General features: G+C 73.1%; 21 protein-coding genes. 7 read left to right on the top strand and 14 right to left on the bottom strand.

The genetic code is table 11. The features are described 5' to 3' along the window. Positions 1-293: 293 nt before the first annotated feature. From WMF43_RS38875 to WMF43_RS38855, 5 genes are all read left to right on the top strand, one after another. Positions 294-2,072 carry a serine/threonine-protein kinase gene (locus WMF43_RS38875; RefSeq protein ID WP_437672740.1) on the top strand — a complete coding sequence of 593 codons (1,779 nt, stop codon included), beginning with the start codon at positions 294-296 and terminating at the stop codon, positions 2,070-2,072. A gap of 22 nt (positions 2,073-2,094) precedes the next feature. Beyond that, the gene (locus WMF43_RS38870) at positions 2,095-2,970 is read left to right on the top strand and encodes a hypothetical protein (RefSeq protein WP_437672738.1); all 876 of its coding nucleotides are present in this window, start codon (positions 2,095-2,097) and stop codon (positions 2,968-2,970) included. Continuing rightward, a complete protein-coding gene (locus WMF43_RS38865; protein WP_437672736.1) occupies positions 2,967-3,932 on the top strand; it encodes a hypothetical protein in 966 nt (321 codons plus the stop codon). The genes WMF43_RS38870 and WMF43_RS38865 overlap by 4 nt, the downstream gene beginning before the upstream one ends. A 117-nt stretch (positions 3,933-4,049) precedes the next feature. Next, a complete protein-coding gene (locus WMF43_RS38860) occupies positions 4,050-5,039 on the top strand; it encodes an alpha/beta hydrolase (RefSeq protein ID WP_437672734.1) in 990 nt (329 codons plus the stop codon). Next, complete coding sequence (locus WMF43_RS38855) at positions 5,036-6,451, top strand: pyridoxal phosphate-dependent decarboxylase family protein (RefSeq protein WP_437672732.1); 1,416 nt, start codon at positions 5,036-5,038, stop codon at positions 6,449-6,451. Before WMF43_RS38860 ends, WMF43_RS38855 begins: the two co-directional genes overlap by 4 nt. 54 nt (positions 6,452-6,505) lie before the next feature. On the opposite strand, the gene WMF43_RS38850 is transcribed toward WMF43_RS38855, so the two are convergent. From WMF43_RS38850 to aroA, 13 genes are all read right to left on the bottom strand, one after another. Further along, the gene (locus WMF43_RS38850; RefSeq protein WP_437672730.1) at positions 6,506-8,122 is read right to left on the bottom strand and encodes a SulP family inorganic anion transporter; all 1,617 of its coding nucleotides are present in this window, start codon (positions 8,120-8,122) and stop codon (positions 6,506-6,508) included. Positions 8,123-8,191: 69 nt separating this feature from the next. Beyond that, the gene (locus WMF43_RS38845) at positions 8,192-8,860 is read right to left on the bottom strand and encodes a carbonic anhydrase (protein WP_437672728.1); all 669 of its coding nucleotides are present in this window, start codon (positions 8,858-8,860) and stop codon (positions 8,192-8,194) included. A 711-nt stretch (positions 8,861-9,571) separates the two neighbouring features. Continuing rightward, positions 9,572-10,012: an HIT family protein gene (locus WMF43_RS38840; protein WP_437672726.1), complete on the bottom strand. Its 441-nt coding sequence runs from the start codon at positions 10,010-10,012 to the stop codon at positions 9,572-9,574. Between the two features lie 129 nt (positions 10,013-10,141). Further along, on the bottom strand, positions 10,142-11,083 hold the full coding sequence (locus tag WMF43_RS38835) for a hypothetical protein (RefSeq protein ID WP_437672724.1): 942 nt from the start codon (positions 11,081-11,083) through the stop codon (positions 10,142-10,144). Positions 11,084-11,192: 109 nt separating this feature from the next. Beyond that, entirely contained in the window at positions 11,193-12,191 is a 999-nt protein-coding gene (locus tag WMF43_RS38830; protein ID WP_437672722.1) for a hypothetical protein, read from the bottom strand. Positions 12,192-12,237: 46 nt separating this feature from the next. Further along, entirely contained in the window at positions 12,238-13,698 is a 1,461-nt protein-coding gene (locus tag WMF43_RS38825; RefSeq protein WP_437672720.1) for an AI-2E family transporter, read from the bottom strand. Continuing rightward, a complete protein-coding gene (locus WMF43_RS38820; protein ID WP_437672718.1) occupies positions 13,695-14,249 on the bottom strand; it encodes an HIT family protein in 555 nt (184 codons plus the stop codon). The genes WMF43_RS38825 and WMF43_RS38820 overlap by 4 nt, the downstream gene beginning before the upstream one ends. Before the next feature lie 122 nt (positions 14,250-14,371). After that, positions 14,372-14,890 carry a hypothetical protein gene (locus tag WMF43_RS38815; RefSeq protein WP_437672716.1) on the bottom strand — a complete coding sequence of 173 codons (519 nt, stop codon included), beginning with the start codon at positions 14,888-14,890 and terminating at the stop codon, positions 14,372-14,374. 266 nt (positions 14,891-15,156) lie between these two features. Beyond that, the gene (locus WMF43_RS38810; RefSeq protein WP_437672714.1) at positions 15,157-16,890 is read right to left on the bottom strand and encodes a 30S ribosomal protein S1; all 1,734 of its coding nucleotides are present in this window, start codon (positions 16,888-16,890) and stop codon (positions 15,157-15,159) included. Between the two features lie 246 nt (positions 16,891-17,136). Further along, positions 17,137-18,252: a hypothetical protein gene (locus WMF43_RS38805; RefSeq protein WP_437672713.1), complete on the bottom strand. Its 1,116-nt coding sequence runs from the start codon at positions 18,250-18,252 to the stop codon at positions 17,137-17,139. Between the two features lie 4 nt (positions 18,253-18,256). Continuing rightward, the gene (locus WMF43_RS38800; RefSeq protein ID WP_437672711.1) at positions 18,257-19,216 is read right to left on the bottom strand and encodes a hypothetical protein; all 960 of its coding nucleotides are present in this window, start codon (positions 19,214-19,216) and stop codon (positions 18,257-18,259) included. Then, on the bottom strand, positions 19,200-20,018 hold the full coding sequence (gene cmk / locus WMF43_RS38795; protein ID WP_437672709.1) for a (d)CMP kinase: 819 nt from the start codon (positions 20,016-20,018) through the stop codon (positions 19,200-19,202). Before cmk ends, WMF43_RS38800 begins: the two co-directional genes overlap by 17 nt. Positions 20,019-20,034: 16 nt before the next feature. Then, complete coding sequence (gene aroA, locus WMF43_RS38790; RefSeq protein ID WP_437672707.1) at positions 20,035-21,399, bottom strand: 3-phosphoshikimate 1-carboxyvinyltransferase; 1,365 nt, start codon at positions 21,397-21,399, stop codon at positions 20,035-20,037. Positions 21,400-21,657: 258 nt separating this feature from the next. On the opposite strand from aroA, the gene WMF43_RS38785 reads away from it, so the two are divergent. Then, positions 21,658-23,334, top strand: coding sequence for a Gfo/Idh/MocA family oxidoreductase (locus tag WMF43_RS38785; RefSeq protein WP_437672705.1), 1,677 nt, complete (start codon positions 21,658-21,660; stop codon positions 23,332-23,334). Positions 23,335-23,395: 61 nt separating this feature from the next. After that, positions 23,396-23,677, top strand: coding sequence for a cupin domain-containing protein (locus WMF43_RS38780; RefSeq protein WP_437672703.1), 282 nt, complete (start codon positions 23,396-23,398; stop codon positions 23,675-23,677). Here the strand turns inward: WMF43_RS38780 and WMF43_RS38775 are convergent. After that, positions 23,662-25,248, bottom strand: coding sequence for an ATP-dependent DNA ligase (locus tag WMF43_RS38775; RefSeq protein WP_437672701.1), 1,587 nt, complete (start codon positions 25,246-25,248; stop codon positions 23,662-23,664). The genes WMF43_RS38780 and WMF43_RS38775 overlap by 16 nt on opposite strands. Positions 25,249-26,073: the final 825 nt, after the last annotated feature.

Below are 26,073 nucleotides of genomic sequence, written 5' to 3'. Positions count from 1 at the left end.
GACCGCTCTGCGATGTCGTCCGGGGAGCGTCGGGCCGAGAGGGCGCCCCGTCTCTTTCGAGATCGAGACGACCTGGTGCAAATCGCCTCAGCGTGGCCTATGCGCGCAGCGGCTCCAACGCCGTGCGGGGCAGCGATTGCGATTGTGCCTCTGTGGAGAGCGCAGACGAACGCCGACGGCTCCAACCACCCGGCGCGCGAGGGGGGGCCCGGGTCGGTGTTTCGCGGCGGTGATGCGGGTGGCCAGGGTGGATGGCCGGTGGTTCGTCCCTTGCTTCCAGAGAAGGACGAACCATGAAGGACGAGCATTGCACCTCCAGCCAGAGCGGATCGGTCGCCAGGAGAGGCGGCGCGAGCACGGGCGGTGGTTCGTCCTTGGTTCGCGCGCTGATGCCCGGGGAGCACGCCCCGGGCGAGGTCCTGGCGGGCAAGTACCAGATCCTCGGCCGGCTGGGCGCGGGCGGCATGGGATCGGTCTGGCGCGCGCGCAGCTTGTGGCTTGACGTCGACGTCGCGATCAAGGTCATCCACGAGGAGCAGTTCGACGCGCACGCCGCCGAGCGGCTGCTCCGGGAGGCGCGGGCGACGGCGAAGCTCGGTCACCCCGCGATCGTGCGCGTGTTCGATTTCGGCGCGACCGATTCGGGCGAGCCGTTCCTGGTGATGGAGCTCCTCGAGGGCACGTCGCTCGCCAGCTGGCTCGACGCGCGGGGACGGATGACGCCGGAGTATGCGGTGCAGATGCTCCTGCCGGTCGCGTGTGCCCTCTCCGCCGCGCACGCGCAGCGCGTCATCCACCGCGACATCAAGCCTGCGAACATCCTCGTCGTCTCCGACGGGGCGGGCGGCTACGTGCCCAAGATCGTCGACTTCGGCATTGCGAAGCTGTCGAGCGGCATGAACCCGGCGATCACGCAGCGGGGGATGATCGTCGGCAGCCCGGAGTACATGTCGCCGGAGCAGGCGGACGGCCAGCTGGAGATCGGGGAGCAGACCGACGTCTGGGCGTTCTGCGTGGTCCTGTACGAGCTCATCACCGGACGGCGACCGTTCACCGGGGACAACCTCGGCGCCATCATCTCGGCGATCTTCAACAAGGAGCCGGTCCCCACCACCCAGCTCGCGGCCGGCGACGAGGCGCTCTGGGCGATCATCCGGCGAGGGCTGGCGAAGCTGCCGGCCGACCGGTGGCCCACCATGCGCGCGCTCGGGCGCGCGCTGGCGTCCTGGGCGGTCCAGCGGGGGATCTCGGCGGATGTGGCGGGCACGTCGCTCGTGCACCAGTGGCTGGCGCGGGGGGTCGAACCGCTGACGACCGCGGAGCTCGCCGTCCCGGTCGCCGCCCTCCCCAACGCCTCTCCCGATCTGCTCGCGGGGCTCCACGCTCGTGATGCGGCGGAGCCGGCGCTCGCCGAGCCGGCGCCCCTGTCGGTCACGCCCACCGGCGTTCGTGGGGGCACCATCCGGATGGATGAGCTCCATGGCAGCGCGCCGGCGGGGCTTACGCCCCCTCCGCGGCTGCAGAGGGCGCTCTTCCTCGGTGTCATGGCCGCCTTCGTCGCGCCGGTGGTGATCATCATGGGGCTGCTGAACGCGCGGAGCGGCAGCGCGAGCACAGGCAGCGATGAGGAGGCGACCACGGCCGCGGTGTCGGCTCTGGCGCGAGATCCGGTGTTGCCCGAGTCGCGGGCGCCGGCGGCGAGCTCGGCGGAGCCTGCCATCCGTCTCGCGCCTCGCGGCGAGGGGCCTGCGGTGGTTTCCTCGGACGGGACCGCAGTTCCGTCAAGCCAGGCCGCTGCTCCCGGGGACGCTGCGGCGATTCCTTCAGGCAAGGCCGCTGCTCCCGGGGACGTTAGCGCGGTTCCTTCGGGCAAGGCCGCTGTTCCCTCGGACAGGACCGCAATCGCTTCAGGCAAGGCCGCCGTGCCCCGGGACGATACCGCTGGTCCGTCGGACAAGGCCACTGCGAGGAGAGCGCCAGTGGACGGGACACGCGCTCGTCGGGCCCCGCCGTCCGCGTCTCCGAGATCCGGTTCGACGTCCATGCCGCTGCCCGAGACGCCCGATTTCTGAGGTGGTCATGCGCAATCATGGGGTGAAACTCCGCTCTGTTCGCGGCCCCGGTGGGCTGCTGCTCCTCCTGGCCACCCTCGCGGCGGCGACGCTGGGCCAAGGTGGCTGTATCGTGATGATCGGCGCCGAGCTGTCCGACAAGCCGGACGAGACAGAGGGCGCCGGAGGCCAAGGCGGGCAGGGGGCCCACGGGGACGCCGGCGGTGCTCCGGGCGGGAGCGCGACCGGCCATGGCGGCAGCGAGAGCGGAAGCCGCGGCGGGGGCGGCGAGCTCGAGGGCACGAGCAGCAGCGCAAGCGGCGAGCTCGAAGGCGCAAGCAGCGGCGGCGGCACAAGCAGCAGCGCGAGCAGCGGCGGCACAAGCAGCAGCGCGAGCGGCGGGAGCCCAAGCAGCGGCGGTGCCGATGGGAGCGCGAGCAGCAGCACGAGCGGCGGGAACACAGGCAGCGGCGGTGCCGACGGGAGCGCGAGCAGCGGCGGCGGCGCGAGCAGCAGCAGCGGGGGCGCGAGCAGCAGCAGCAGCAGCGGAGGCGCGAGCAGCAGCAGCGGAGGCGCGAGCAGCAGCAGCGGAGGCGCGAGCAGCAGCAGCGGGGGCGCGAGCAGCAGCAGCAGCGGGGGCGAGGGCGGCGCCGGCGGCGCGAGCAGCGGTCCGGGTCCGGGGAGCGGCCCCGGTGCGGGAGGCGGCCCCGGTGCGGGAGGCGGCCCCGGTCCGGGGAGCGGCCCCGGCGCGAGCAGCGGCGCCGGCGGCGAGCTGACGTGCCCGGGACCTCACCGCGACTGCGACGGGGACAGGGAGAACGGCTGCGAAACGAACGTGAGCAACAACGCCGAGCACTGCGGAGCGTGCGGCAACACATGCCCGGAGCGCCGCCGCTGCCGGCAGGGAGAGTGCCAATGACGGCGCGGTCTCCTGCACGATCCAGGCTGCTCTCCGCCCTCCTCGTCGCCGCGTTGCTCTCGGCCGCGTCCCCGCTCCCTGCGGCCGAGGAAGGCGCGGGGGATGTGAAATCCGCGCGCGCGCTGTTCATCGAGGGATCGAAGCTCGCGCGGCAGGGTCGCTGGGACGACGCGCGCGTCCTGTACGCCCGCTCGCTCCAGATCAAGCCTGCCGCCCTCACCTGGTACAGCCTCGGCGTGGCGCAGAAGGAGACCGGGCGGCTCGTCGAAGCGCTCGCCAGCTTTCGCGCCTTTCTGGCCGAGCCGACCACGACGACGACCGCGCCCTACGTCCGCCCGGCGCGCGACGCGGTCGCCGCGCTGGAAAAGCGCGTCGCTCGCGTGACGATCGCGGTGAGCCCCGGCGAGATCGACGGGCTCACGCTGGCCATCGACGGAGCGCCGCTGCACGGCGCTTCGAATCGCGCGATCGAGCTGGATCCGGGCGCACACGAGATCGTGGCGCGCGCGCCGGGGTTCCGCGCCGCCGCCGCCCGGTTCAACGTCCCGGCGGGCCGCTCGGCCGAGGTCCCGATCACCCTCGAGCCGGAGACGAGGGCGACCGCGTCGGCGGGCGCCGCGGCGCGTGGCCTGCCGCCGGTGGCCGACCCCCGGCCCGCTCCGCCGAACCGGACGCTCCCGATCGTCGTGATGGGCGCGGGCGGCGCGCTCCTCGCCGGGGGCGTCGTCCTCGGCCTCTCCGGCGTGTCGCAGGCGAGCGGCGCGGCCACGCGCGAAGGCCCGGAGGCGCGCTCGGCGAAGACCAAGGGGATCGTGGGCGACGTCCTCGGCGGCATCGGCGCCGCGACCGTGGGCGTCGGCCTGTACCTGCTGCTGAAGCAGCCGGCGCCGAGCCCACCCAAGGCGGGCGCGGTGACGCCGTGGATCGGCGCGTCGGGCGCGGGCGTCGAGCTGCGCCTCTGACCCGGCCCGGCGCGTCCGCGCCGCCGCGGCCGAGGGCTTCGCTCGGAAGGCGACGCTCCGCCCGCCGCCGGCTCGGCGGCGTGCCGGCGGCGTCGCGGACGTGATACTGCGCGGCGCATGCGCTCGCCCGCGATCGTGCTGTCCCTGGCCGCGCTCCTGGCCGCGGGCGGACCCGCCTCGGCCCGGGGGGATGAGGTCCACCCGGCCCCGGCAGACGCGCCGGCGCTGCCCGCCGCGAAGGACGCACAGGCGCTGTCCGCTGCGAAGGACGCGCCGGTGCTGCCCGCTGCGAAGGACGCGCCGGCGCTGCCCGCTGCGAAGGACGCGCCGGCGCTGCCCGCTGCGAAGGACGCGCCGGCGCTGCCCGCTGCGAAGGACACGTCCGCGCCTTCGCCGTCCGCTCCGGCGGCGGCGCGGTGGTGCGCGCCGGAGCTCGAGTCGCTCCCCGGCGAGGCGTGCGCCTTCCTGCCCGAAAGGAAAGCGCCCGGCCCGCGTGTGCTCGTGATCTTCCTGCACGGGGTCGTCCAGCCGGACTCGGGGTGGCAGTGGGCGCAGCAGCGCGGCGCGGCGCGGGCCGGCGCCCGGCACGGCGTGGCGGTGCTGATGCCGCGCGGCCGGCGCGGGATCGGGCCCAAGGGGATGGAGGACTTCTGGTGCTGGCCCACGGCCACCGCCGCGCAGCAGGCCCACGAGGACGCGCTGCTCGCCGAGTGGGACGCGGCGCGCGCGGCGCTCGAGCAGCGCGCGGGCGGGCGCTTCGATCGGGTGCTCGTGTTCGGCTTCTCGAACGGCGCCTACTACGCGACGTCGCTGGCCATGCGCGGGCGGCTGCCGGTCGACGGCTACGCCGCGTTCGCGGGCGGCTCGGGCGCGCGGTACCTCGAGCGGGCAGGCGCCCAGGCCAGGCGGCGCGTGCCCCTCTTCGTGGGGTGGGGCGGCAAGGACCCGGCGCACCGCGAGCAGGTGGCGCTCGCGAAGATGCTCCGCCGGCTCAAGTGGCCGTCGCGGGCGCTCGGCAAGCCGCGCGCAGGGCACGCGATGACGGACGATCAGGTCGACCAGGCCCTCAGATTCCTGAGCGGCGGGCGAGGAGTGAGAGCCCGATGACGGACGCGCTGACCGCGGTCTTCTCCCCGGATTTCCTCGAGCGCGAGTCGGCCCGCGTGGGCGCCCTGCTCGCGGACTACGTGCGCCGGGCGCAGCGCCGCGAGGGGCCGGTGCTGGTCCAGCGCTCCATCGAGGAGATCCTCGCCGCGCTCGACTTCGACCGCGCGGTGGCGCAGGGCGGCGCCGACCTCGCCGCCCTCGTCGCCACCGTCCTCGACAACAGCAACCGGCTGCACCACCCGCGTTACTTCGGGCACCAGGTGGCCGTGCCGATGCTGCCGTCCTCGCTCGCCGACCTCGTGCACGGCGTCCTGAACAACGGCATGGCCGTCTACGAGATGGGGCCGGCCGGGACCGCGATCGAGCGCGGGCTCGTCCGCTGGATGCGCGGCAAGGTCGGCTGGGGGGACGAGGGCGACGGCGTGATCACCCACGGCGGGAGCCTCGGGAACCTGAGCGCCCTGCTCGCGTGCAGGGAGCGCGTCGCGCCGGGGAGCTTCAAGGCGGGCGTCCCGCCGAACCTCGTCCTGCTCGCCTCGGAGGCCGCGCACTACTCCGTCGCGCGCGCCGCCTCCATCATGGGCCTCGGCGGCGATGCCGTCGTGAAGATCGCCGTGGACGACGCGCTGCGGATCGTCCCGGGGGCGCTCGCGCGGGCGTACGACGAGGCCGCGCGGGCGGGCAAGCGGGTGCTCGCCGTCGTGGCCAACGCGGGCGCGACGCCGAACGGCGCCTTCGACCCGCTGCGGGAGATCGGCGCGTTCTGCCGGCGCGAAGGGCTGTGGCTCCACGTCGACGGCGCCCACGGCGCGGCGGCGCTCTTCACGGGCCGCTACCGCGAGCTCCTCGACGGCATCGAGCTCGCCGACTCGCTCGTCTGCGACACACACAAGATGCTCGGCACGTCGACGCTCGCGTGCGCGGTCCTGGTCAAGGACCGCGCCGCGCTCGCCGGCACCTACGAGCAATACGCGCCCTACCTGCACGGCGGCGACGAGAGGGAGGGCGTCGACCTGTCGAAGCTCACGTTCGAGTGCACGAAGGCGCAGCTGTCGCTCAAGCTGTTCTTCAACCTCGCCCTCATCGGCGAGGCGGGCCTCGCCGCGCACGTCGAGCGCCTCTTCGACAGCGCCCGGCGCTTCCACGATCTCCTCGCGCGGCGGCCTTCGTTCGAGTGCTTCGGCGTCCCCCAGGCCAACATCCTCTGCTTCCGGGTGGGCCGCGACTCGCGAGCGCAGGACCACATCCGGCAGCAGCTCGTCCAGGAGGGGAGCTTCTATGTCACGCGCACCACCCTCCGCGGCGAGTCCTGGCTGCGCCTCGTCATCATGAACCCGCGCACGTCCGACGCGGACATCGAGGCGCTGGCGGCGCGCATCGAGGCGCTCGCCGCGCAGGCGCCGGCGCCCTGACGGCCCCGACGCCGCGGGCGGGGGCAAACCGGAGCCCCCGCCGCGGCGCGGCCGTCAGAGCCCGCGGATCTCGACGTTGATGTTCCGCTGCGGCGCCGACTTCTGGAAGCGCCGGATGAGCTCCGCGACGTCGTGATCGACGTACGACGCGCCCTGGGCGTCGACGACCACGTGCGAGTTGCTCGGGAGCCGATCGAACAGCGCGACGAGCTTGCCCTGGGTGAAGAAGTACGCCTCCTTGTTGAACCGGATCGTCACGCGCGCCCCCTCGTGGATCACGTCGAACACGCGGGACATGTTCGCCTTCAGGACGAACACGACGCCGACGGCGAGGCCGATGGCGATGCCCTTCAGGAGATCCGTGAGCACGACGGCGGCGATCGTGACCACGAACGGGATGAACTGGCTCCAGCCGAGCTTGTACATCTCGGCGAAGAGCTTGGGCTTCGCCAGCTTGTAGCCGGTCGCGAGCAGGATGGCCGCGAGGCAGGCGAGGGGGATGCGCGCGAGCAGCCCTGCCGCGAAGACCACGGCGAGCAGGAGGAGCGCGCCGTGCACGAACGCGGAGATCCGCGTGCGCGCCCCGGCGTTCACGTTCGCGCTGCTCCGGACGATGACCGACGTGACCGGCAGACCCCCGGCGAACCCGGAGACCATGTTGCCGAGCCCCTGCGCGACGAGCTCACGGTTCGGCGGCGACTTGCGCCGCCACGGATCGATGCGGTCGACCGCCTCCAGGTTGAGCAGCGTCTCGAGGCTGGCGACGATCGCCAGGGTCACGCCGAGCACCCAGACCTCGGGCCGCGTGATCGCCGACCAGTCCGGCAGCTGGAGCGCGCTGAGCAGGCTCTGCCCCTCGCCGGTGGGCAACGTGACGAGGTGCTTCTGATCGAGGGCGAGCGACGGGACCGCCGCCCGGAACAGCTCGTTCCCGGCCACCGCGACGACCACCGCGACCAGCGGGGCGGGCAGCCAGGAGATCTTCGCGAAGCGCGACTTCTCCCAGCCGACGAGGATCGCGAGGCTGACGGCGCTGAGGAGGAACGCGCCCCACTCGATCGCCTGCGTCGCCTGGGCCAGCATCGAGAAGGTGTTCCCGCCGTCCGCCTTGAACGACTCGGACGCGAAGTTGTCCTTGTCGAAGCCCACGGCGTGCGGGAGCTGCTTCAGGATGAGCAGGACGCCGATGGCCGCGAGCATCCCCTTGATGACCGAGGAGGGGAAGAAGTGGCTGATCGCGCCGGCCCGCAGCAGGCCGAACCCGAACTGCAGGGCGCCGCCGATCACCACCGCGAGCGCGAAGGTCTCGAAGCTCCGGAGCTGGGTGATGCCCGCGAGCACGATGGCCGCGAGGCCCGCCGCCGGGCCGCTCACGCTCAGCTGGGCGCGGCTCACGAGCGGGATGACGAGCCCGCCCACGATGCCGGCGACGATGCCCGACAGGAGGGGTGCCCCCGACGCGAGCGCGATGCCGAGGCAAAGGGGCAGAGCGACGAGGAAGACGACCACGCCGGACGGGATATCGAACTTGAGGTTCGCGGTGAGGCGCGGATCGAGCGGCGGGGCGCCCTCCGCGGCCGGCGCTCCGGGGGGCGCTCCCCCCTTCGCGTCCGCGGTCCCGAGGCTGGGCCCCGCGGCGCCGGCGTGTTCCGACAGGACGCGTGTTTGCATGGCATTCGATGACTGCATCGGATGGGTCCTCTACAACGTTGGAGTCTTGGGCCAGTGCCTGTCGGGCGCTCAGATGGCTCGCCGGAAGACCGTCGTCTCCGGCAGCGCGGACGGGGGCGCCGTCTCGTCGATCGGCGCGAACTGACCGTTCGTGTGCTCGAACTGGAAGACCTGACCAGTCTCGATCTTGAAGACCCACGCGTAGAGGGAGAGCTCGCCGCGCGCGAGCCGCGCGCGGACCGTCGGGTGCGTCCTGAGGTTCTCGATCTGGGCGAGGACGTTCTCCTCGACGGTGATCGTCAGCCGGTCCACGCCCTCGATGTGCGGGTAGTTCTCCTCCACCAGGCGGCGCGTCAGCTCCGCGTGCTGGAGCCACGACTTGACCGACGGCAGCGCGTCGAGCCCCGCCGGATCGAGCAGCCCGCGCATCGCGCCGCAGAGCGTGTGGCCGCAGACGATGATGTTCTTCACGTTGAGGTGCGCGACCGCGAACTCGATCGCCGCGGACTCGCTGCCGTTGCTGGCGCCGTACGGGGGCACGATGTTCCCCACGTTGCGCACGATGAAGATGTCACCCGGCTGGGTCTGCGTGATGAGGTTCGGGTTGATGCGGCTGTCCGAGCACGTGATGAACAGCGCTTCTGGACGTTGACCTTTCGCCAGATTGCGAAAAAGATCTTGATGCGAACGGCAAACTTCCGTCTGGAACTTGTGCAACCCGTCAACTAGCTTTTGCATCGTACAACGCCTCCCACGGGCTGCGCTGACATCAGCGCAACCGTGTACGCCGCGCGCATGAGCGCGGCTGCCTCCGCTGCGCCGGTGGGCGCAGCGATCGCCATGAACACCACCGAGTCCAGCGTCTCCAGCGCTGCAGCGACCCGCCGCGGGCGCGGAGCTAACGGCTCAATTCAGGAGGCGTGGTGGAGGGCGACGTACAGGAGGGTGAGGGACGGGCGATGTGATGCGGACGGGCCGGACGTCCGCGACGAGGAGGACGCGTGACCGTCTGGCTTCAGGGCTCGCCGGGGCGCGCACCCCGGGAGCGCGGGTCGCCGTGCTGCGGTGCGCCGGCTGCAGGACCTCGACATCAGCGTGGTCGAGCTCGCTGGCCGCGGCGCGCAACGTCCCCGAAACATTCGCCACGGTCCGTTCAATGACGCTGACATTCCCTCGCACCAGGGTAATCGGCGCGAGCACGAGCAGGAAGAGCAGCGTGATCCGGGCGAAAAGGGAACGGGGGGCCAGCATCGTACGGTGGGGTGACTCGCCAGTCGGCCGTTCAAACCAGAGCGGGGCCTAGTCTATTCCTTAACTTGGCCGCCGGGGTGTGTCGTCGCAAGACGCGACGTGACAAATCGGACTGTGGCAGAATGCCGCGGTACAGCGCTGCGGCCCACCCCCTGCGCAGGTCGGCTCCGCTCCAGGTAACCGGCGAGCGGGCTGTGTTCAACTACCACCATACGCCGTCACGATGGCGTCACGAACCTCGTCCATCTCGCGCTCGCTCGAGTATTTATGACGAGGCCAGAAGAAACCTTTGAGGCCGTCCTTCTGCCGGCGCGGGACCACATGGACGTGCAAGTGAGGGACGCTCTGACTGACGCGGTTGTTGATCGCGACGAAGTAGCCGTCGGCAGAGAGCGCCGACTCCACGGCGCGCGCGAGGCGCTGCGCGGTGGCGAAGAGCGGTCCGACGAGCTCTGTGGGGAGGTCGGTGAGCACCTCGACGTGGGCGCGCGGGACGAGCAGGCAGTGCCCGGGGAACAGCGGGTGGACGTCGAGGAAGGCCAGCGCGTCGGGCTCGTCGAGCACCACGTGGGCCGGCGCCTCGCCCCGGACGATGCTGCAGAAGATGCAAGCGCGAGCGGCCACGACGACCCGCGTCATCGATGCCGCAGCGTACGTCCGGCGTCAAGACGGGCTCGCTTGCAACCCGGCGCGCCGCCTCGACGTCAGGCGCGTGCCGGCTCGACGTCACGCCGATATCAGGCGCGCGCCGCGCCGGCGGCGGTGCGGTCAGTGGCCGGCGAGGAGGTCGCCCAAGGATCCATAGCCGGTCGGCTCGCGCGTCCAGTAGTCGAGGATCCTGCCGCCGACGGCCATCCAGGCGCGGTCGTAGCGGCTGTCCTGCGACGTGATCCGGACGAGGTGATCGCCGCCCTGGAACGCCCAGTGCCGGCCCGTGTGGTCGATGTGGTCGACGAGCGCGCCCTGCCGCGTCTTGATGTGGAGCGCGTCGAACGGCGCGTCCCAGGTGCGGTCGATGACCACCTCATAGACCTGCCAGAGGTTGCCGGACGGGAGCACTCCCCAGTCCACGTTGAGCCCCGAGTCGTTCGGGAGCCCGAACACGAAACAATGTGGAAACCGCCTGGCAGCATTCCAGAGCTCTTCATTGCGGCTCGCCTCGTGGTGCAGCGTCACGAGGGTGTTGCGCGCGAGCCCGAACCCCTCGTTGTCCCCCGGGTTGTCCCGGACATGACGGAAGAGGAACTGGCAGAGCTGGTCGGCGCCCGCGGAGAACCCGACCGTGAGCAGGCCTCGCCGCCGGCGCTCGTGGAGGATCCGGCCGAACTTGCCGGGCTCTCCGTCGAACCGGGCGCCGAGCTCCTTGTAGCGCCAGAGCCCCGTCGTGCTGTAGCCGCCGCCGAGGATCACCACCTCGGACGACCAGAGGTGGTGCCAGAGGACGTCGACGTCCTGCTTGCGCAGGCCGCTGGTCCAGTAAAACGGGAGGTGCTCGAGGCCGAAGCGCTCGTAGTGCTGGAAGAACCAGCGGAAGTCCTCGTACGCGAGCCGCTGCCCCTCGAGCTCGTCGCCGCCGCGCGGCGGCGACGACATCGGCAGGAACAGGATGCGCTTGTTGTCCTGCCCCTGCAGGGCGCGCTGCGCGATGTGGTCGTTGTGGAGGACGTTGCAGCGGCTGTGCGAGCTGTAGATCAGCGCGGTCCCTCTCATCAGGGCGCGCATCTGAGCTGCGCGGAGCGCCCCTCGTCAAGGGGCGGCGCCCGCTCGATCCGGGCGCGTCGCCTCGCCGCCGGGACCGCCGGCCTCGCCCGGCCGCCGCTCAGCTGCGCTTCACCTGCTGCATCCGGCGAGGGACGGCGCCGGAGCGCATCAGCATCTCGAACGCTTCCTTCTCGAGCATCGGGTGCACGCCGCGGGGCGGCACGCCCATGGGGCTCTTCTTCTTCGTGATGAAGCCGCTCAGGTACTGCGGGTTCAGGCCGCTCAGGCTGCGCAGGGTGTTCTTCATCTGCTTCGTGTTGTTCGCCCAGGCGTAGGCGAACGCCCGCGCGCGGAGCAGCTGCGGCTTGAGCTCGGCGAACGCCTCGTCGTTCGGGTCGAAGGTCTCGAGCAGGTCGACCGCCTTCGCGGCCTGGCCCGTCCGGGCCCACGCCTCGCCGACGATGGCGGCCATCATGGCGCGGATCTTCGGCTCCTTGTGGCGGGTCATGTCGATCTTGTCGACGAGCGCCCGCGCCTCGTCCGTCTCGCTCAGGATGAGGTGGATCATCCCGCGCTGGGCGCGCGCCTCGTCGGCCATCGGCGCCATCACCTTGTCGAGGTTGATGGTCTCCAGCGTCCGGAGCGCGGCCCGCGGGTCCTCCTGCATCTGGAGCTGCGCCTTCGCGAAGGTCGCGGCCGCGTCGTCCTTCTTGAACTCCGTGTCGAGCTTGGCGATCGCGTCCTTGCGGGCCTCGGCGGTGTCGGCGGTCTGCACGATCTGCGCGACGGCGCGCGTGCGGGTCGCGAAGCGCAGCGCCCAGAAGAGGACGCCCGCGACGAGCATCGTGAGCACGCCGGCGACCACCTTCGGCCAGAGCCCCGGGATGGCGAGCGCGATGGCCCAGACGAGGAGCGCCGGGATGCCCGCGCGGAGGGCGAGCGAGCGGGGGTTCAGCTTGGAGAGCGGGTCGGCCGGGGGCTTGCCGCGCAGCGCCGCGATCGCCTGCTCGCGCTGCTGCTTGGGGCTCTGCTTCTTCGGGTTCGGGGTGAGTTTGCCGGGGGTTTTCATCGGGTCGTGGATCGGGCGCTCCCGCTCCCGCGGGGTGCGGGCTCTCATAGCCGTCTTGCGCAGGAGCGGCCAGCGCCGGCGGGCGGGCTCGCCGCTAGCCGGGCGCGGTGCCGGGGTCGCCGGGGCGGCGCGCGCCGGCGTCCTCCGCGGCCCCCGAGGCGGGGACCGGCGTCACCGCCGGGCGGACCGTCTCGAAGCCGCGCAGCGGCGGCAGCGGCTCGATCGACGGCGTGACGAACGGCGCGCCGCGCTGCGGGGGGATCGAGGCCGTCGGATCGGCGAGGCCGAGCGTGGACTCGCGGAAGTGGAGGAAGATCGTCTGCGCGATCGAGAGGCACGGGACCGCGAAGAGCGCGCCGGTGATCTGGAAGAAATGCTCGCCGATGAGGAGCGCCAGCACCACGAGCACCGGGTGGATCTTCGCCGCGTCGCCTATGATCTTCGGGTTCAGGAAGTTCGCCTCGAGCTGGTGGATCCCCACGATCCACGCGAGCACGCCCACCGCCGTGCCGAACGACTGGGTGAGGCCGATGACGACCGCCGGGATCGAGCTCAGGATCGAGCCGAAGATCGGGATCAGCGACATCACGGCCGCGACGATCGAGAGGATCGGCCAGTACTTGAGGTCGAAGAGCCAGAAGCCGATCGCGGAGAGGACGCCGTTCACGAGGCAGATGAGCAGCTGCCCGCGGACGACGCCGGAGAGCCCGCGGTCGAGCCGGCGGAGGAAGCGATCGAACGACTCGCGCGAGGTCGGGTGCCAGAGGTCGCGGAAGAAGCGGAGGATCTTCTCGTGCGTCAGGATGAGGTACGCGGCGAGCATCAACGTCATGAAGAGGTTGAAGATGCCGCGCGAGATCGCCGTCGCGATCGCCTGGCCGATCCGGAGGACCGTGAGCGAGTTCTCCTTCAGGTAGGAGGCCGCCTTCTCGAACGCCTCCTGGAGCATGGTCGCGCTGGAGAGCGGGTGGTTCGGGCGCGCCTGCTCGATCTGCCAGACGCCGTCGGCCGTCTCGCGGATCTCCACGTCGTCGGCGACCCGCACGTCGAAGGAGCCGTCCGGCCCCGGCGTGATGCGGACCGGCGGGCGGTCCGCGCGCTCGGCGAGGGCGTCGTCGGGGGGAACGTCGGAGAGATCGTCCGGCGCGGTCCCCTCCGGCGCCCGCTCGGGCGGCGCCGGGGGCGGGATCACGATCGGGCGGCCCATCCAGCGGCTGAGCCGCTCGTCGAGCGCGGGCAGGTACTCCTCGCGGAGCCGCGAGGCGAGCCGCGGCGCCTCGACGGCGAGCGCCTTCCCCTCGACGATGAGGCGCGGGACGCTGAGGGCGAAGAAGCCGGCGACGCTGGAGACCGCGAGGGCGTAGACGATGAGGATCGCCGCCCACCGCGGGACGCGCGCCCGCTCGATCCGGAGGACCGCCGGCGTGAGCACGTAGGCCACGACGAGCGCGAGCACGAAGGGGAGCAGCACCGCGTGGGAGACGATGAGGAGCGCCGCCGTCAGGACGGCGCTCACCGTCAGGAACACGGTGCGCCGCGACGGGCCCTCGCTCACGTCGCCTCGCCGCGCGCGGCCGAGCCCGGGCCGACGTCGCCGTCGATCGACGCGGTCGGGAGGTCGGCGAAGTGGCCGAGCAGGTGGTCGCGGGTCGCCTCGAGCGCCTGCGGGACGACGCGGACGTCGGCGAGCACCGGCATGAAGTTGGTGTCGCCGGACCAGCGCGGGACGATGTGGACGTGCAGGTGCTCGGCGATCCCGGCGCCCGCGGCGGTGCCGAGGTTGATCCCGATGTTCATGGCCTCGCACTTCAGCGCGGCGCGCAGGCGGGTCGACGACTCGCGCACGAGGCGGAAGAGGGCCTCGTGGTCGGCGGGGTCAAGCGCGTCGAGCGAGGCGACGTGCGCGTGCGGGACGACCAGGAGGTGGCCCGACGCGAACGGGTAGCGATTGAGCATGACGAACGCGCGGCGGGTCGAGGCGACGACGAACCGGGAGCGCTGTTCTTGCTCGGAGGCGCGGGGAATGCCGCAGAAGATGCAATCGGCGTGGCCCTTCGGCGCAAGGATGTACTCGATGCGCCAGGGCGCCCACAGGGGGTTGCCCATGTCGCGGTGACGCTAGCACGGCGGCCGCTCGCCGGGGCGCCCGCTCGCCTACGGCGCTCGCGGCGTCCTCGCGGGTCGCCCGCGCCGCGGCGCCGGCGGGCCACGCGGCGTGCCGCCGGGCGTCAGAACTGGACCGGGAGCACCGCGAGATCGAACCAGAGCGAGAGGCCAAGCCCGGCCGAGGTGCCGAGCGCGTCCCAGGCGAGGTCGCGCCAGGACGGGGTGCCGTACCCGGCGGCGTCGAACACCTCCTTCGCCAGGCCTGCGCCCAGGGCGACCGCCGCGCCCACGGCCAGCCGCCCGGGGATCTCGTCCGTCGCGAGCGCGCCGAGCGTGTACCCGCCGCCGGCGAGGGCCGCCGACGCGAAGAAATGGAGCGCCTTGTCGCGGCCGAGCCACGGATCGGGCGCGCGTGTCGGCCCGCCAGGCGGCGGCGGCGAGCGCCGCGCGGGCAGCAGGCCGGGCGGGGGCAGCGGGCGCGGCGCGGGAGATGAGCGGGGAGGAGGCGGCGCGCGAGGGAAGGGGGGCGGCGTGCCCCCGGGGCGGTCGCCGAGGCCGTCGGCCCGCGCGAGCGGCGCGCTGAGCGCGACGGCGGCGAGGAGCGGCGCCGCGAGGAAGGTGCACGCACGGAGGCCTCTCATCGACGAGGATCGTCCGCGAACCCGCGGAAAAGGCAAGGCGCGGGGCGCCTCGCGGGACAGCGAGCGGCGCGATCCCGCGGGGCCTCGCCGGACGCCGCGGAACCTCGCGCAAAAAAGAGAGAGGCGAGGCCCTGGGAAGAGCCTCGCCTCTCGACCATCGGGTCCACTCGGCGAGCCGGGCTGGACCGGGGCGCCTGCGGCCCGCCGTACCTGACGCGCGACCGGGGCGCGCGGGCGCCGTTACAGCGCCAGCGCGCCGGGCGGCGTCACTTCAGGTCGAGCTTGCCGCCGAACTTCTCCTTGATGAGATCGCCGATCGTGCCGGCCACCGGCTTGTCGTCGTCGTCCTTGCGCTTCTGCTGCTGGCGCTGCACCGGCGCGGGGCGCTCCATGCCGATGTTCTTCATCGTCAGGAAGAGCCGGCGGTCGACCGTGTCGAGCGAGGAGATCTCGGCCTTGACCTTGTCGCCGACCTTCAGCTTGCCCTCCTCGGGCTCCTGCACGTCGCTCTGGGAGATCAGGCCCTCGACGCCCTCGCGCAGCCGCACGAACACGCCGTAGTCGACGATGCTCACCACCTGGGCGTCCTCGAGCACGCGGCCGGGCGGGTACTCCGTGAGCATGGTGGGCCACGGGTCGTCCCAGAGCTGCTTGATGCCGAGGGAGACCTTCTTCTCGTCGTGGTTGATCGAGAGGATGATCGCCTCGACGTCGTCGCCCTTGTGATAGAGGTCGCTCGGGTTGTTGACGCGCACCGACCACGAGAGATCGCTCTTGTGGACCATGCCGTCGACGCCCTCCTCGATCCCGACGAAGACGCCGTAGTCGGTGAGCGACCGGACCTTGCCCGCGATCTTGTCGCCGGGGTGGTACTTGTCCGTGAAGAGCATCCACGGATCCGGCTCCAGCTGCTTGAGACCGAGGCTGATGCGCTTCGCGCGCGCGTCGACCTCGAGCACCTGGCACTCGAGCTCCTGGCCGACCTCGAGGAGCTTCGACGGGTGCTTGACCTTCTTGGTCCAGCTCATCTCGCTCACGTGGATGAGGCCCTCGACGCCCGGCTCCAGCTCGACGAACGCGCCGTAGTCGGTGATCGACATGACCTTGCCGCGGACCTTCTTGCCCGCGGGGTACGCCTCCTCGGCGTGGTTCCAGGGGTCCTCCTGGGTCTGCTTGAGGCCCAGCGAGACGCGCTCGGTGTCCGCGTTGTACTTGAGGACCTTCACGAGGACCTCGTCGCCGACCTGGAACACCTCGCTCGGGTGGTTCACGCGGCCCCACGACATGTCCGTGATGTGCAGGAGGCCGTCGATCCCGCCGAGGTCGACGAAGGCGCCGTACTCGGTGATGTTCTTGATGGTCCCCTTGACGGTCATCCCCTCGGTCAACGTCTCGAGCGTCTTGGCCTTCATCTCGTCGCGCTCGCGCTCGAGGAGGACCCGCCGCGAGAGGACGATGTTGCCGCGCTTCTTGTTGAACTTGATGACCTTGAACTTGTAGGTCTGGCCGATCAGCTTGTCCAAGTTGCGGATGGGCCGGAGATCGACCTGAGAGCCCGGGAGGAAGGCCTTCACGCCGCCGCGGATGGTGACCGAGAGGCCGCCCTTCACGCGCTGGCTGATCGTGCCCTCGATGAGCTCGTCCGCCTCGCAGGCGTTCGAGATCTCATCCCAGACCTTCATCTTGTCGGCCTTCTCCTTCGACAAGGTGACGAGGCCGTCGTCGTTCTCGCGGCTCTCGATGTAGACGTCGACCTTGTCGCCCGCCTTGACGGCGGCCTGGCCCGCGGCGTCCGCGAACTCGCGGAGCGCGATGACGCCTTCGCTCTTGCCGCCGATGTCGACCACGACGGAGTCGCGGTTCACTGCGACCACGGTGCCGGAGATGATCTCTCCTTCACGCGCGAAATCGCCCCCCTCCACGCTCTGTTCGAAGAGCGCGGCAAAGCTCTCCATGCTCGCCCCGGACGAGCCTGCCTCCGTATAGATGTTGCTAGTCATGTTGTTCGTTCTTGTTTCCTTTCCTTCCCTGGGATTCGTCGCAGCGGGCGCAGGCGTGGACCCTAGGTGCCGCGCACGCGAGCGACGGAGGGGAAGGCGCACGCGTACCGATGCGCCCAGCCCCTCGGGAGAGGCGAGCCTGTAGTCTGAGGAGGGGCCTCTGTCAATGCAACGACCGAGCCACGCGAGGCTTTTGTCGTTTTCCTGGAAACCAGGCCCTCACAGGCTGAAAGCCCCACGGCGGGCTCAAGGGACGGCGCCGTCGGCGCCGCCCGCGGCGCGGGCCCGCTGCGCGAGCTCCGCGCAGGCGCGATCGAGGCCCTCGTAGGGCCATTTCGCGCGGATCTCGACGAGCTCGCCCTGCGCCTCGGCCTCGGCGCCGTCGAGCGCCGCCCTGGCGCCCCAGACGTCCGGGAGCGTCGCGAGGGCGAGCTTGACGCCGCCGAACGCCGCCTGGGCGTCCGCGGCGAGCGCCGGCGCGGCCTCGCCGGACATGGGCGCGAGGCGCGCCGCGAGCGCGGGCTCCGCGCCGAGGGTCAGCACGCCCGAGGCGCGATCCACGCGGCGGAGCAGCGCCGCGGCCCGCGAGAGGGCGCCAGAGGCCTGGCCGGCGGCCCCGGACAGCGCGGCGCGGGTGAGCGCGAAGGTAACCGGGCCCTGCTCGGGCAGATCGAGGCGCTGCCACTCGTCCGACGCGGGCAGCGCGGCCCTCGCGATCTCGACGTCCGTGCCGAGGACGAGCGTGCCGTCGTCGGCCTGGCCGATCGCGGCGCCCGGGCCGACGAGGAGCTCGCCCTCGCGGCGCCAGCCGATCCAGCCCTCGTCCCGCGCGACCTTCTCCATGCCCGCGACGAACCGGCCCCGCGGGATGCGCCCGCCCGCGAGCGCGACCCAGCTCGAGGCGTCGGTCGAGGCGATCACGATCTCGCGCACGTCGGCGAGGGGATCGAGGCCGGTGGCCGCCTCGATGCGCGCCCTCCGCGGCGAGCCCGCGCGCGCCTCGTCGAGCAGCGGGAAGAGGTGCTGGCGCACGGGGCCGAAGAGCGCGAGCTGGGCGGCCTCGAGGCGGACGACGATGTTCGCGTCGCCCGGGATGTGGCGCCGCGCCGTCGGCTCGTAGCGCCAGAAGAAGAAGTAAAGGCCAAACGCGAGCGCGGCGAGCGCGGCGACGAGCGCGAGGGCGACCGCGAGGCACGCGCCGCGCGGGCTGCCCGGGCGCCGCGGGGCGCCGGCGGGATCACCCCCGGGCGCGCCGGGGCTCGCCCCCGCGGGATCGCCCGCGGCCGGCGAGGGCGCGGGGGCGAGCGCGGGATCGTCGATCACGGTCGGTCGGATCGGTTCTTCGATGAGGGTGTCGGGCATCGGTTCAGCCGGGCGGGGGCCGGGACAGCAGCGCGAGGACGAGGGGCGCAGGGAACAGCCAGCGGAGCTGCACGGTGCGATCGACCTGCTCGATCGAGAGCGCCTTCATGAGGTCTGCGTAACGCGCGTCCTCGACGTTGTCGCGGAGCACCTCGAGGAAGCGGCGCGCGCGCTCGGCGCCGGCGGGCTCGACGCCGACGATCTCGGCGTCCACGCGCACCCCCTCGTCGAGGAGGGACGCGACGGCGCGGACGCGCTCGACGCCGGCGACGAGCGCGCCGAGCGAGGGGAAGCGGCGCGCGAGGTGGGGCGGCAGCCGGCGCGCGCGCAGGTCGAGGCTGACGATCCCCTCGGCGGCCGGGTCGCCGCGGCGCGCGTCGGGGCCGTCGCGGAGGACGCGCGCGACGCTGCCCACCTCGACGGGGGACACGAGCGCGACGGCGCGGTCGCCGAGCGCGATGAGGCGCGCGGCGTCCGCGCGCGGGGCGGCGGCGCCGCGGCGGTCGAAGATGGACACGCCGCCGTGCGCCGACGGCACCGGCTCCCAGCGCGCGGGGTCGGGCGCGAGCCCGCCCATGCGGCCCTCGAGCACGATCACGCGGTCGCCCTCCTCGAGGTCGGCGAGCCGGAGGCCGAGCCAGACGACGTCGGCGCGCAGGAGCGCGGCGTCGAGCTCGGCGTCGTGCGCCGCCGCCTCGCCGAGCGCGCGCTGCGCGAGCTCGTCCGCGGCGGCCCGGCCCAGGCCGGCGCGCATGCGGGCGACGTCGACGCGCACCACGAGATCGAGGTCGGCGGGCAGGAGCTCGGCCGGCTCGATGCGCCGGACGATCCGGGGGCCGGCGGGGCTCTTCAACGCGCCCGCGGCGGGGCGCGGCGCGGCGTCCCCGCAGGCCGGGAGCGCGAGCGCGAGCGCGGCGAGCGCCGCGGCGGCGGCGGGGCGGCGCCGGTCAGCCGCCCCGCGCACGGGCCTCCACGAGCAGCGCCATCTCGTCGATGATCTCCTGCGGGCTCCGGTGGCCGGAGTCCACGAGGATCGCGTCCTCGGCCTTGCGGAGCGGCGCGACGGCGCGCTCGCTGTCGGCCTTGTCGCGGCGGAGCACGTCGGAGAGCGTCGCCTCGAAGCTGACGGAGAGGCCGCGCGCGACGAGCTCGTCGTACCGCCGCTTCGCCCGGATCTCGGCCGGCGCCGTGAGGAAGAACTTCACCTCGGCGTCGGGGAACACCACGGTGCCGATGTCGCGCCCCTCGAGCACGACCCCGCCCTCGGCGCCGGCCTGCCGCTGCATCGCGAGCAGCGCCTTGCGCACCGCGGGGATGGCCGAGACGCGGCTCGCGCCGAAGCTCATCTCGGGCTCGCGGATCGCGCTCGAGACGTCCTCGCCGTCGAGCCGCACCCGCAGGCCGCTGCCCCCGAGCGGCGGGCTCGGCGCGGCAGCCTCGGCGGGCCGCGCGCCGTCCGCGGCGGCGGGCGGCATGCTGAACGCGCCGCGCTCCAGCGCGATGCGGCCGAAGGTCGCGAGGTCCTCGGCGAGCGCGCCGATCGCGCCGCTCTCGTCCCACGTGAGCCCCACGCGGTGGGCGGCGAGGGCCACGGCCCGGTAGAGCGCGCCCGTGTCGACGAGGAGGTAGCCGAGCCGCTCGGCCAGCCCCCGCGCCACCGTGCCCTTGCCGGCGCCGGCCGGGCCGTCGATGGCGACGCGCAGCCGCCGCACCGTCCCCGGGGCCGGGGCGCGGGGGGCGTCGTCTTTGTCCTGCCGTTCCGTCACGTCTGCACCTCCTCGCTCACGCCCCCCTGGCACCCTCGACGTCGATCCGCGCGCCGAGGGCGCGCAGCGTCCCCACGAAGAGCGGAAAGCTCGCCGCGATGCAGCCCGCGTCGCGCACGCGCGTGGGGCCGCTCGCGGCCAGCCCGAGCACGGCCGCCGTCATCGCGACCTGGGGGTCGCCGCGGCTGTCGACGTCCGCCGCGTCGAGCGGCCGGTCCGGCCTGCCCTCGACGAGGAGCCCGTCGGGGCGCTCCTCGCAGCGCACGCCGAAGGCGCCCAGCGCGGCCGCCATCGCCGCGATCCGGTCGATTTCCTGCCCGCGCGGCTCCTCTGCGTCGGAGACCTCGGTGACGCCGCGCGCCCGCGCGCCGAGGCCGAGCAGGATCGGCAGCTCGCCCTGGGCGCGCGCGGCGAGCTCGCCGCCGGCGCGCCCGCCGCGCAGGCCGGCAGAGGCCGCGTGGAGGTCGCCGATCGGCTCTCCGAGCGAGTCTCCCTGGACCTCGACCGAGACGCCGCCCCCCATGTCGCGCAGCACCTCGAGCAGGCCGGCGCGCGTCGGGTTGAGGCCCACGCGCCGGGCCGTGACGCGGCTGCCCGGCACGATCTGGGCGGCGGCGACGAGGAACGCGGCCGCGGAGAGGTCGCCGGGCACGTCGGCGTCGAACGCCGGGAGCGCGCCGGAGAAGCGGGCCCCGTCGAGGCAGACCATCGCGCCGACCGTGTCGACCGGCGCGCCCAGCGCGGCGAGCATGCGCTCGGTGTGATCGCGCGAGACGATCGGCTCGCGCACGAACGTGGGGCCGTCGGCGTAGAGGCCGGAGAGCAGGAGGGCGCTCTTCACCTCGTCCCACGCGGCGGGGAGCTCGTGCTCGATCGACGAGAGCACGTGCGGCGCGGGGAGCGGCCCGACGTCGAGCGGCGCGGTGATCTCGCCGATCGTGCGCGGATCGAGCCGCCCCTCGATGCGGCCGCCGCGGAGGCGGAGCGGCCTTGCGACGCGCTCCATGGGCCGGCGCGAGAGCGACGCGTCGCCGACGAGCCGCGCCGCGAAGCGCTGGGCGACGAGGACGCCCGCGAGGAGCCGCATCGTGGCGGCGGAGGCGCCGCAGTCGATCGGCCCGGCCGGGGCGCGGAGCCCGTCGAGCCCGGCGCCCTCGACGACGAGCTCGCCGGGCGACGGCTCCTCGACGCGGACGCCCAGGGCGCGCAGCGCGCCCACGGTCGCGCGGAGCTCGTCCCCCAGCGCGCCGCCCTTGACGCGGCTCTGCCCGGTGGCGAGCGCGGCGAGGAGGAGCGCCCGGTGGGCGATGCTCTTGTCCGCGGGGACCGGCACGCTCCCGATGAGCGGCCGCTCCGCGGGGTGGACGATCAGATCGGGCACGCGCTGCCGTGTAGCAGAACGGCGGCGGCGGGCACAGCGAACGGGCAGGATGGAAGCGCTCGCGCGCGAGGCGCGGGACCTCTCGCGCGGAGGTGCCGACCGGGGCGGCTTCGGGGTAAGGTCGCCCGGCATGACAGGGACGGCGGACGCACGCGTCAGCGCGGCGCGGGCGGCGCCGGCCGCTCGACGAGAAGCTCACGGGCCCTGGGGGCCAGGCGTGTCCTGGGATCCAGGGCTCGACAAAGTGGAGACTCACACATGTTCGTTCAGTCGAACCGCTGGCAGGGGGGTTACCTCGACTACCACCTGCCGACGGGCCAGGTCCGCGTCCGTGTCCGTTGCTACTGGCCGCTCCGGCGGCTCGACGACGTCCACCTCGCGCAGCCCCGGAGCCTCCGCCGGATCCTGAACTACGTCTTCGAGGTGGGCCCGCGGATCACCGCGCGGAAGATCCGGTCGCGGCTCCGGGAGCGGGCGCGGGACGAGCGCGTCATCGCCGTGGGGATCGGCGAGATCGTGGAGGGCCACGCCGCGGACCTCGGCCCTGGCGACGCCGTGATCTTCGTGGCCCCCTCGCACCCCCTCTGCGTCGAGCGGCTCGCGCTCCCCCCCGAGCTCGTGGCCCGCGCGCCGCGCGAGCTCCTCCTGCCGTACGCGGGCGCGGACGGCGTCTTCCTGTACACGCGATCGCCGGAGGCCGGCCCCGATCCCTCGGACATCGCCGGGTGGAGCCCGTTCTCGGGCGAGGCGCTCGGCGACCGGGCGGCGCCGCTGCTGGAGTGGGCGAGGGGGGCGCTCGCCCGCCTGGACCCGACCGCCATGCGCAAGCTGCCGCTGCCCGAGGCGAGCCCGGTGGCGGAGCGCTCGCCGCGCGCGCCGGGGACCGAGCGCGGCGCCAAGTCGGCGGTGCTCTTCGGGCTCGGGCACTACGCGAAGACGAACATCCTGCCCAACGTCGATCCGCGCATCCACGTCCGCGCGATCCACGAGATCGACCCGACGCAGATCGGCCCGGTGCAGCCCGCCGGCGTCTCGTACGACACGAGCGCGATCCCCCGGCCCGATCAGGACCACGACGTCTACTTCATCGCCGGCTACCACGCGACGCACGCGCCGCTCGCCGCCCACGCGATCCGGCGCGGCGGCTTCGCGGTGGTCGAGAAGCCGCTCGTGACGACGCGGGCGCAGCTCGAGGATCTGCTCGACGCGTGCCGCGCGCACCCGGGCCGCCTCTTCGCCTGCTTCCACATGCGCTACAGCGCCCTCTGGGACCTCGCGCGCGAGGATCTGAAGCTCGCCCCGGGGCAGCCGGTCCACTACAGCTGCATCGTCTACGAGGTGCCGCTCGTGCGGCGGCACTGGTACGAGTGGCCGAGCTCTCGCAGCCGCATCGTCAGCAACGGCTGCCACTGGCTCGATCACTTCCTGTTCATGAACGGCTTCTCCACCCCCGTGCGCCGCCACCTCTTCCGCGGCGCGAACGGCGACTTCCACGTCAGCGTGCAGCTCGAGAACGGCGCCGTGTTCAGCATGGTGCTGACCGACGTGGGCAGCCGCCGGATCGGCGTGCAGGACCACATCGAGCTGCGGGCCGGCGGGACGACGGTCCGCGTCGACAACGCGAGCCGCTACGTGGCCGAGGACGATCACCGCGTGCTCCGCGTGGCGCGGATCAACAAGACGGAGAGCTACGCGAGGATGTACCGCTCCATCAGCGAGAAGATCCTGCGCGACGAGCCGGGCGACCCGCTCGCGTGGATCGAGCGGAGCACCTCGCTGATGCTCGATCTCGAGGAGATGGTCGCGCCGGCGACCGCGGCCGCGGCGGGGCCCGGCGCGGCGGGTCGGCCGGCGGGGGGCGGCGTGGTCCACCGCGGCGCGGAGGACGCCGCGGCGGCCGGCCGAGCTGCTACCATCGCGCGGAGCGACGGCTGAGGGGGGCTACCGGAGCTTCGCCTGGAGGCGCGTCGCGCGATCACCGCGATTGCGAGGAGCCATGGAGCCGATCAAGCTGGAGCACGGACCGTCGGAGGAGCGCCTGGAGGAGCTCGGGGCGCGCGGCTGGCCCATCTGGACGAAGGAGGTGTCGACCTTCTCCTGGCACTACGACGAGCCGGAGACCTGTTACCTGCTCGAGGGCGACGTGGTCGTGACGCCGGCGTCGAACCAGGGCGCGCCGGTGCACGTCCAGGCGGGGGATCTCGTGACGTTCCCTGCGGGGCTGAGCTGCACCTGGGAGGTCCGCTCCCCGGTGCGCAAGCACTACCGCTTCGGCTGATCGCGCGGGGCGCCGCCCTCGGCCGCGCCGCGCGCGAGCGCGCCGGCGTGGAGGGCGCGCACCTCGTCGATGGTGCTGGCCTCGGCGGCGGATTTGTCGCTGCGGTAGCGCTTGACGCGCGCGAACCGGAGCGCGACCCCGCCGGGGTACTGCGGGCTCGCCTGCACGCCGTCGAAGGCGACCTCGACGACGAGCTCGGGCCGCACGTAGACGGTGTGGGCGTCGCGGGAGATCTCGAGCTCGAGCAGCTGCTTCGTCTGCCAGGCGAGCATCTCGTCGGTCATGCCCTTGAAGGTCTTGCCGAGCATGACGAAGGCGCCGGAGGTGGGGTCGCGGGCGCCGAGGTGGAGGTTGCTGAGGAGCCCGCGGCGCCTGCCGCTCCCCCACTCGACCGCGAGCACGACGAGGTCGAGGGTGTGCGCGCACTTGACCTTGAGCCAGGAGCTGCCGCGGCGCCCGGCCTCGTAGGGCGCGGCGAGCGCCTTGGCCATGACGCCCTCGTGGCCGCGTGCGATCGCGTCGGCGAAGAAGGCCTCGGCCTCGGCCACGGTGGGCAGCTCGATGCGCGGGACGCGCAGCGACCGGTCGAGCACCTGCCGGAGGGCGGCGGCGCGCTCGCGGCCCGAGCGGTCGAGGAGGTCCTCGCCGTCGACGTGGAGCGCGTCGAAGAAGAGGGCGCGCAGCGGCAGCTGGGCGCGCATGGCGGCGACGTCCTGCGTGCGGCCGAAGCGGCTCATGGTGACCTGGAACGGGTGCGGCCTGCCGTCCTCGCGGAGGGCGATCGCCTCGCCGTCGAGCACGAGGGATCGGGCGGGGAGCGCCCGCACTGCCTCGACGATCTCGGGGACCGCCTTGGTGACGGGGTTGAGGCTGCGGCTGAAGACGCGGACGTCGTCGCCGTCCTTGTGGACCTGCACGCGCGCGCCGTCGATTTTCCACTCGAGGGCGACGGTGCGGAGCTCGCCGAGGGCCGAGGCGATGTCGTCGGCGGCCTGCGCGAGCATGGGCTGGACGGGGCGGAGCAGCTGGAGCGAGAAGCGCTCGAGGCCGGCGCCTCCCTCGAGGAGCGCGGCCTTGGCGACCTCGGCGGCGTCGCCGGCGAGCATGACGGCGCGCCGCAGCGAGGCGGGGGGGAGCGACGCGGCGCGGGCGACGGCCTCGACCATGACGGCCTCGAGGGCGCCCTGGCGGAGCTCGCCGACGAGGAGGCGGGCGAAGAAGTCGCGTTCGGCGTCGGTGGCGCGGGCGAGCAGTCGTCCGAGGGCGGCGCGGCGCGCGGCGGCGGAGCCGGGGCCCGAGGTGCGGGCGATTTCGGTGAAGATCGCGTCGGCTTCGGCGAGGTTGAGCTCGGGGGAGGGGGCGGGGGGGCCGGCGCGGCGGGCCTCGGCGACCATCGCCGGGCCGAGGCCGATGCGGCCCTGGCGGAGGCGGCCGGCGAGCCAGTCGACGCCGATCTCCACCTCGCCGGGGGACAGGCGGCGGAGCACGTCGGCGAGCGCGTTGATTTTCTCGAGGCGGCTTGAGGTCGTGGCGACACGCTCGGAGGTGGCGACGAGGTCGGAGACGAGCACGCGGGTATCCTACCCTGGGTCCTGGAGGGCGCACGCTTCAGGATGAGGTGGGGGAGGGGGGCCGTGGGGGCGGGGCGGCGGGCGCGCTCGGGGGGCGGGGAAAAGGGGCCTCGGCCGTGAGGGGGATTGGGGGAGCGGGGTTGGTGTCCGTCGGGTGGGTGTTGCAGGAGCGGGGGAGCGGTGAATCGGCTCTTGTGTTGGACGGGCCTCGGCCCCGGGGAACGTGAATTGGTCGGCCTTTCGTCTCTCGTCTTTCGTCTTTCGTCTTTCGTCTTTCGTCTTTCGTCTCTCGTGATCGTCTTTCGTGCTCGTCCTCGTGATCGTGATCGTGATCGCTCTCATTATTGCCTTGTGTGTTCATGCGAGCACTTTGTGGCGGCCTTCGTGAGCAATCTGATCGATCACGATCACGATCACGAGGACGAGCACGAAAGACGAGGGACGATCACGAGGGACGAGGGACGAGAGACGAGGGACGAGAGACGAGGGACGAGGGACGAGAGACGAGGGACGAGGGACGAGGGACGAGAGACGAGGGACGAGGGACGAACGACGAAAGAGGCATGATGGGAGACGGCAAGCGGTTTGCGGTTCTGCCCCACCCTTGGTGAGCCGGCACCCATTCCACAATCCCCCTCACGCCGCCTCCCCCGCCCGCCCGGACCCTTGCTCCACGCGCTCCTCCCGCACGGAGCCCCGCAGCACCGCGCCCCCATCCCTCAGGCCGCCCCCGCCCCGCCGCCCGCACTCTGTCGCGCCCGCTCCCCACCCCCGTCATCGCTCCGTTTAGTTGACCTCCGCCGCGGGCCTTGATACCGGGTTGGC

The organism is Sorangium sp. So ce131 (assembly GCF_051519095.1).
In the GTDB taxonomy this organism is placed as follows: Bacteria; Myxococcota_A; Polyangia; order Polyangiales; family Polyangiaceae; genus Sorangium.
The sequence above is the reverse complement of the archived record's forward strand: the minus strand, read 5'-3'. Positions and strand labels throughout refer to the sequence as shown.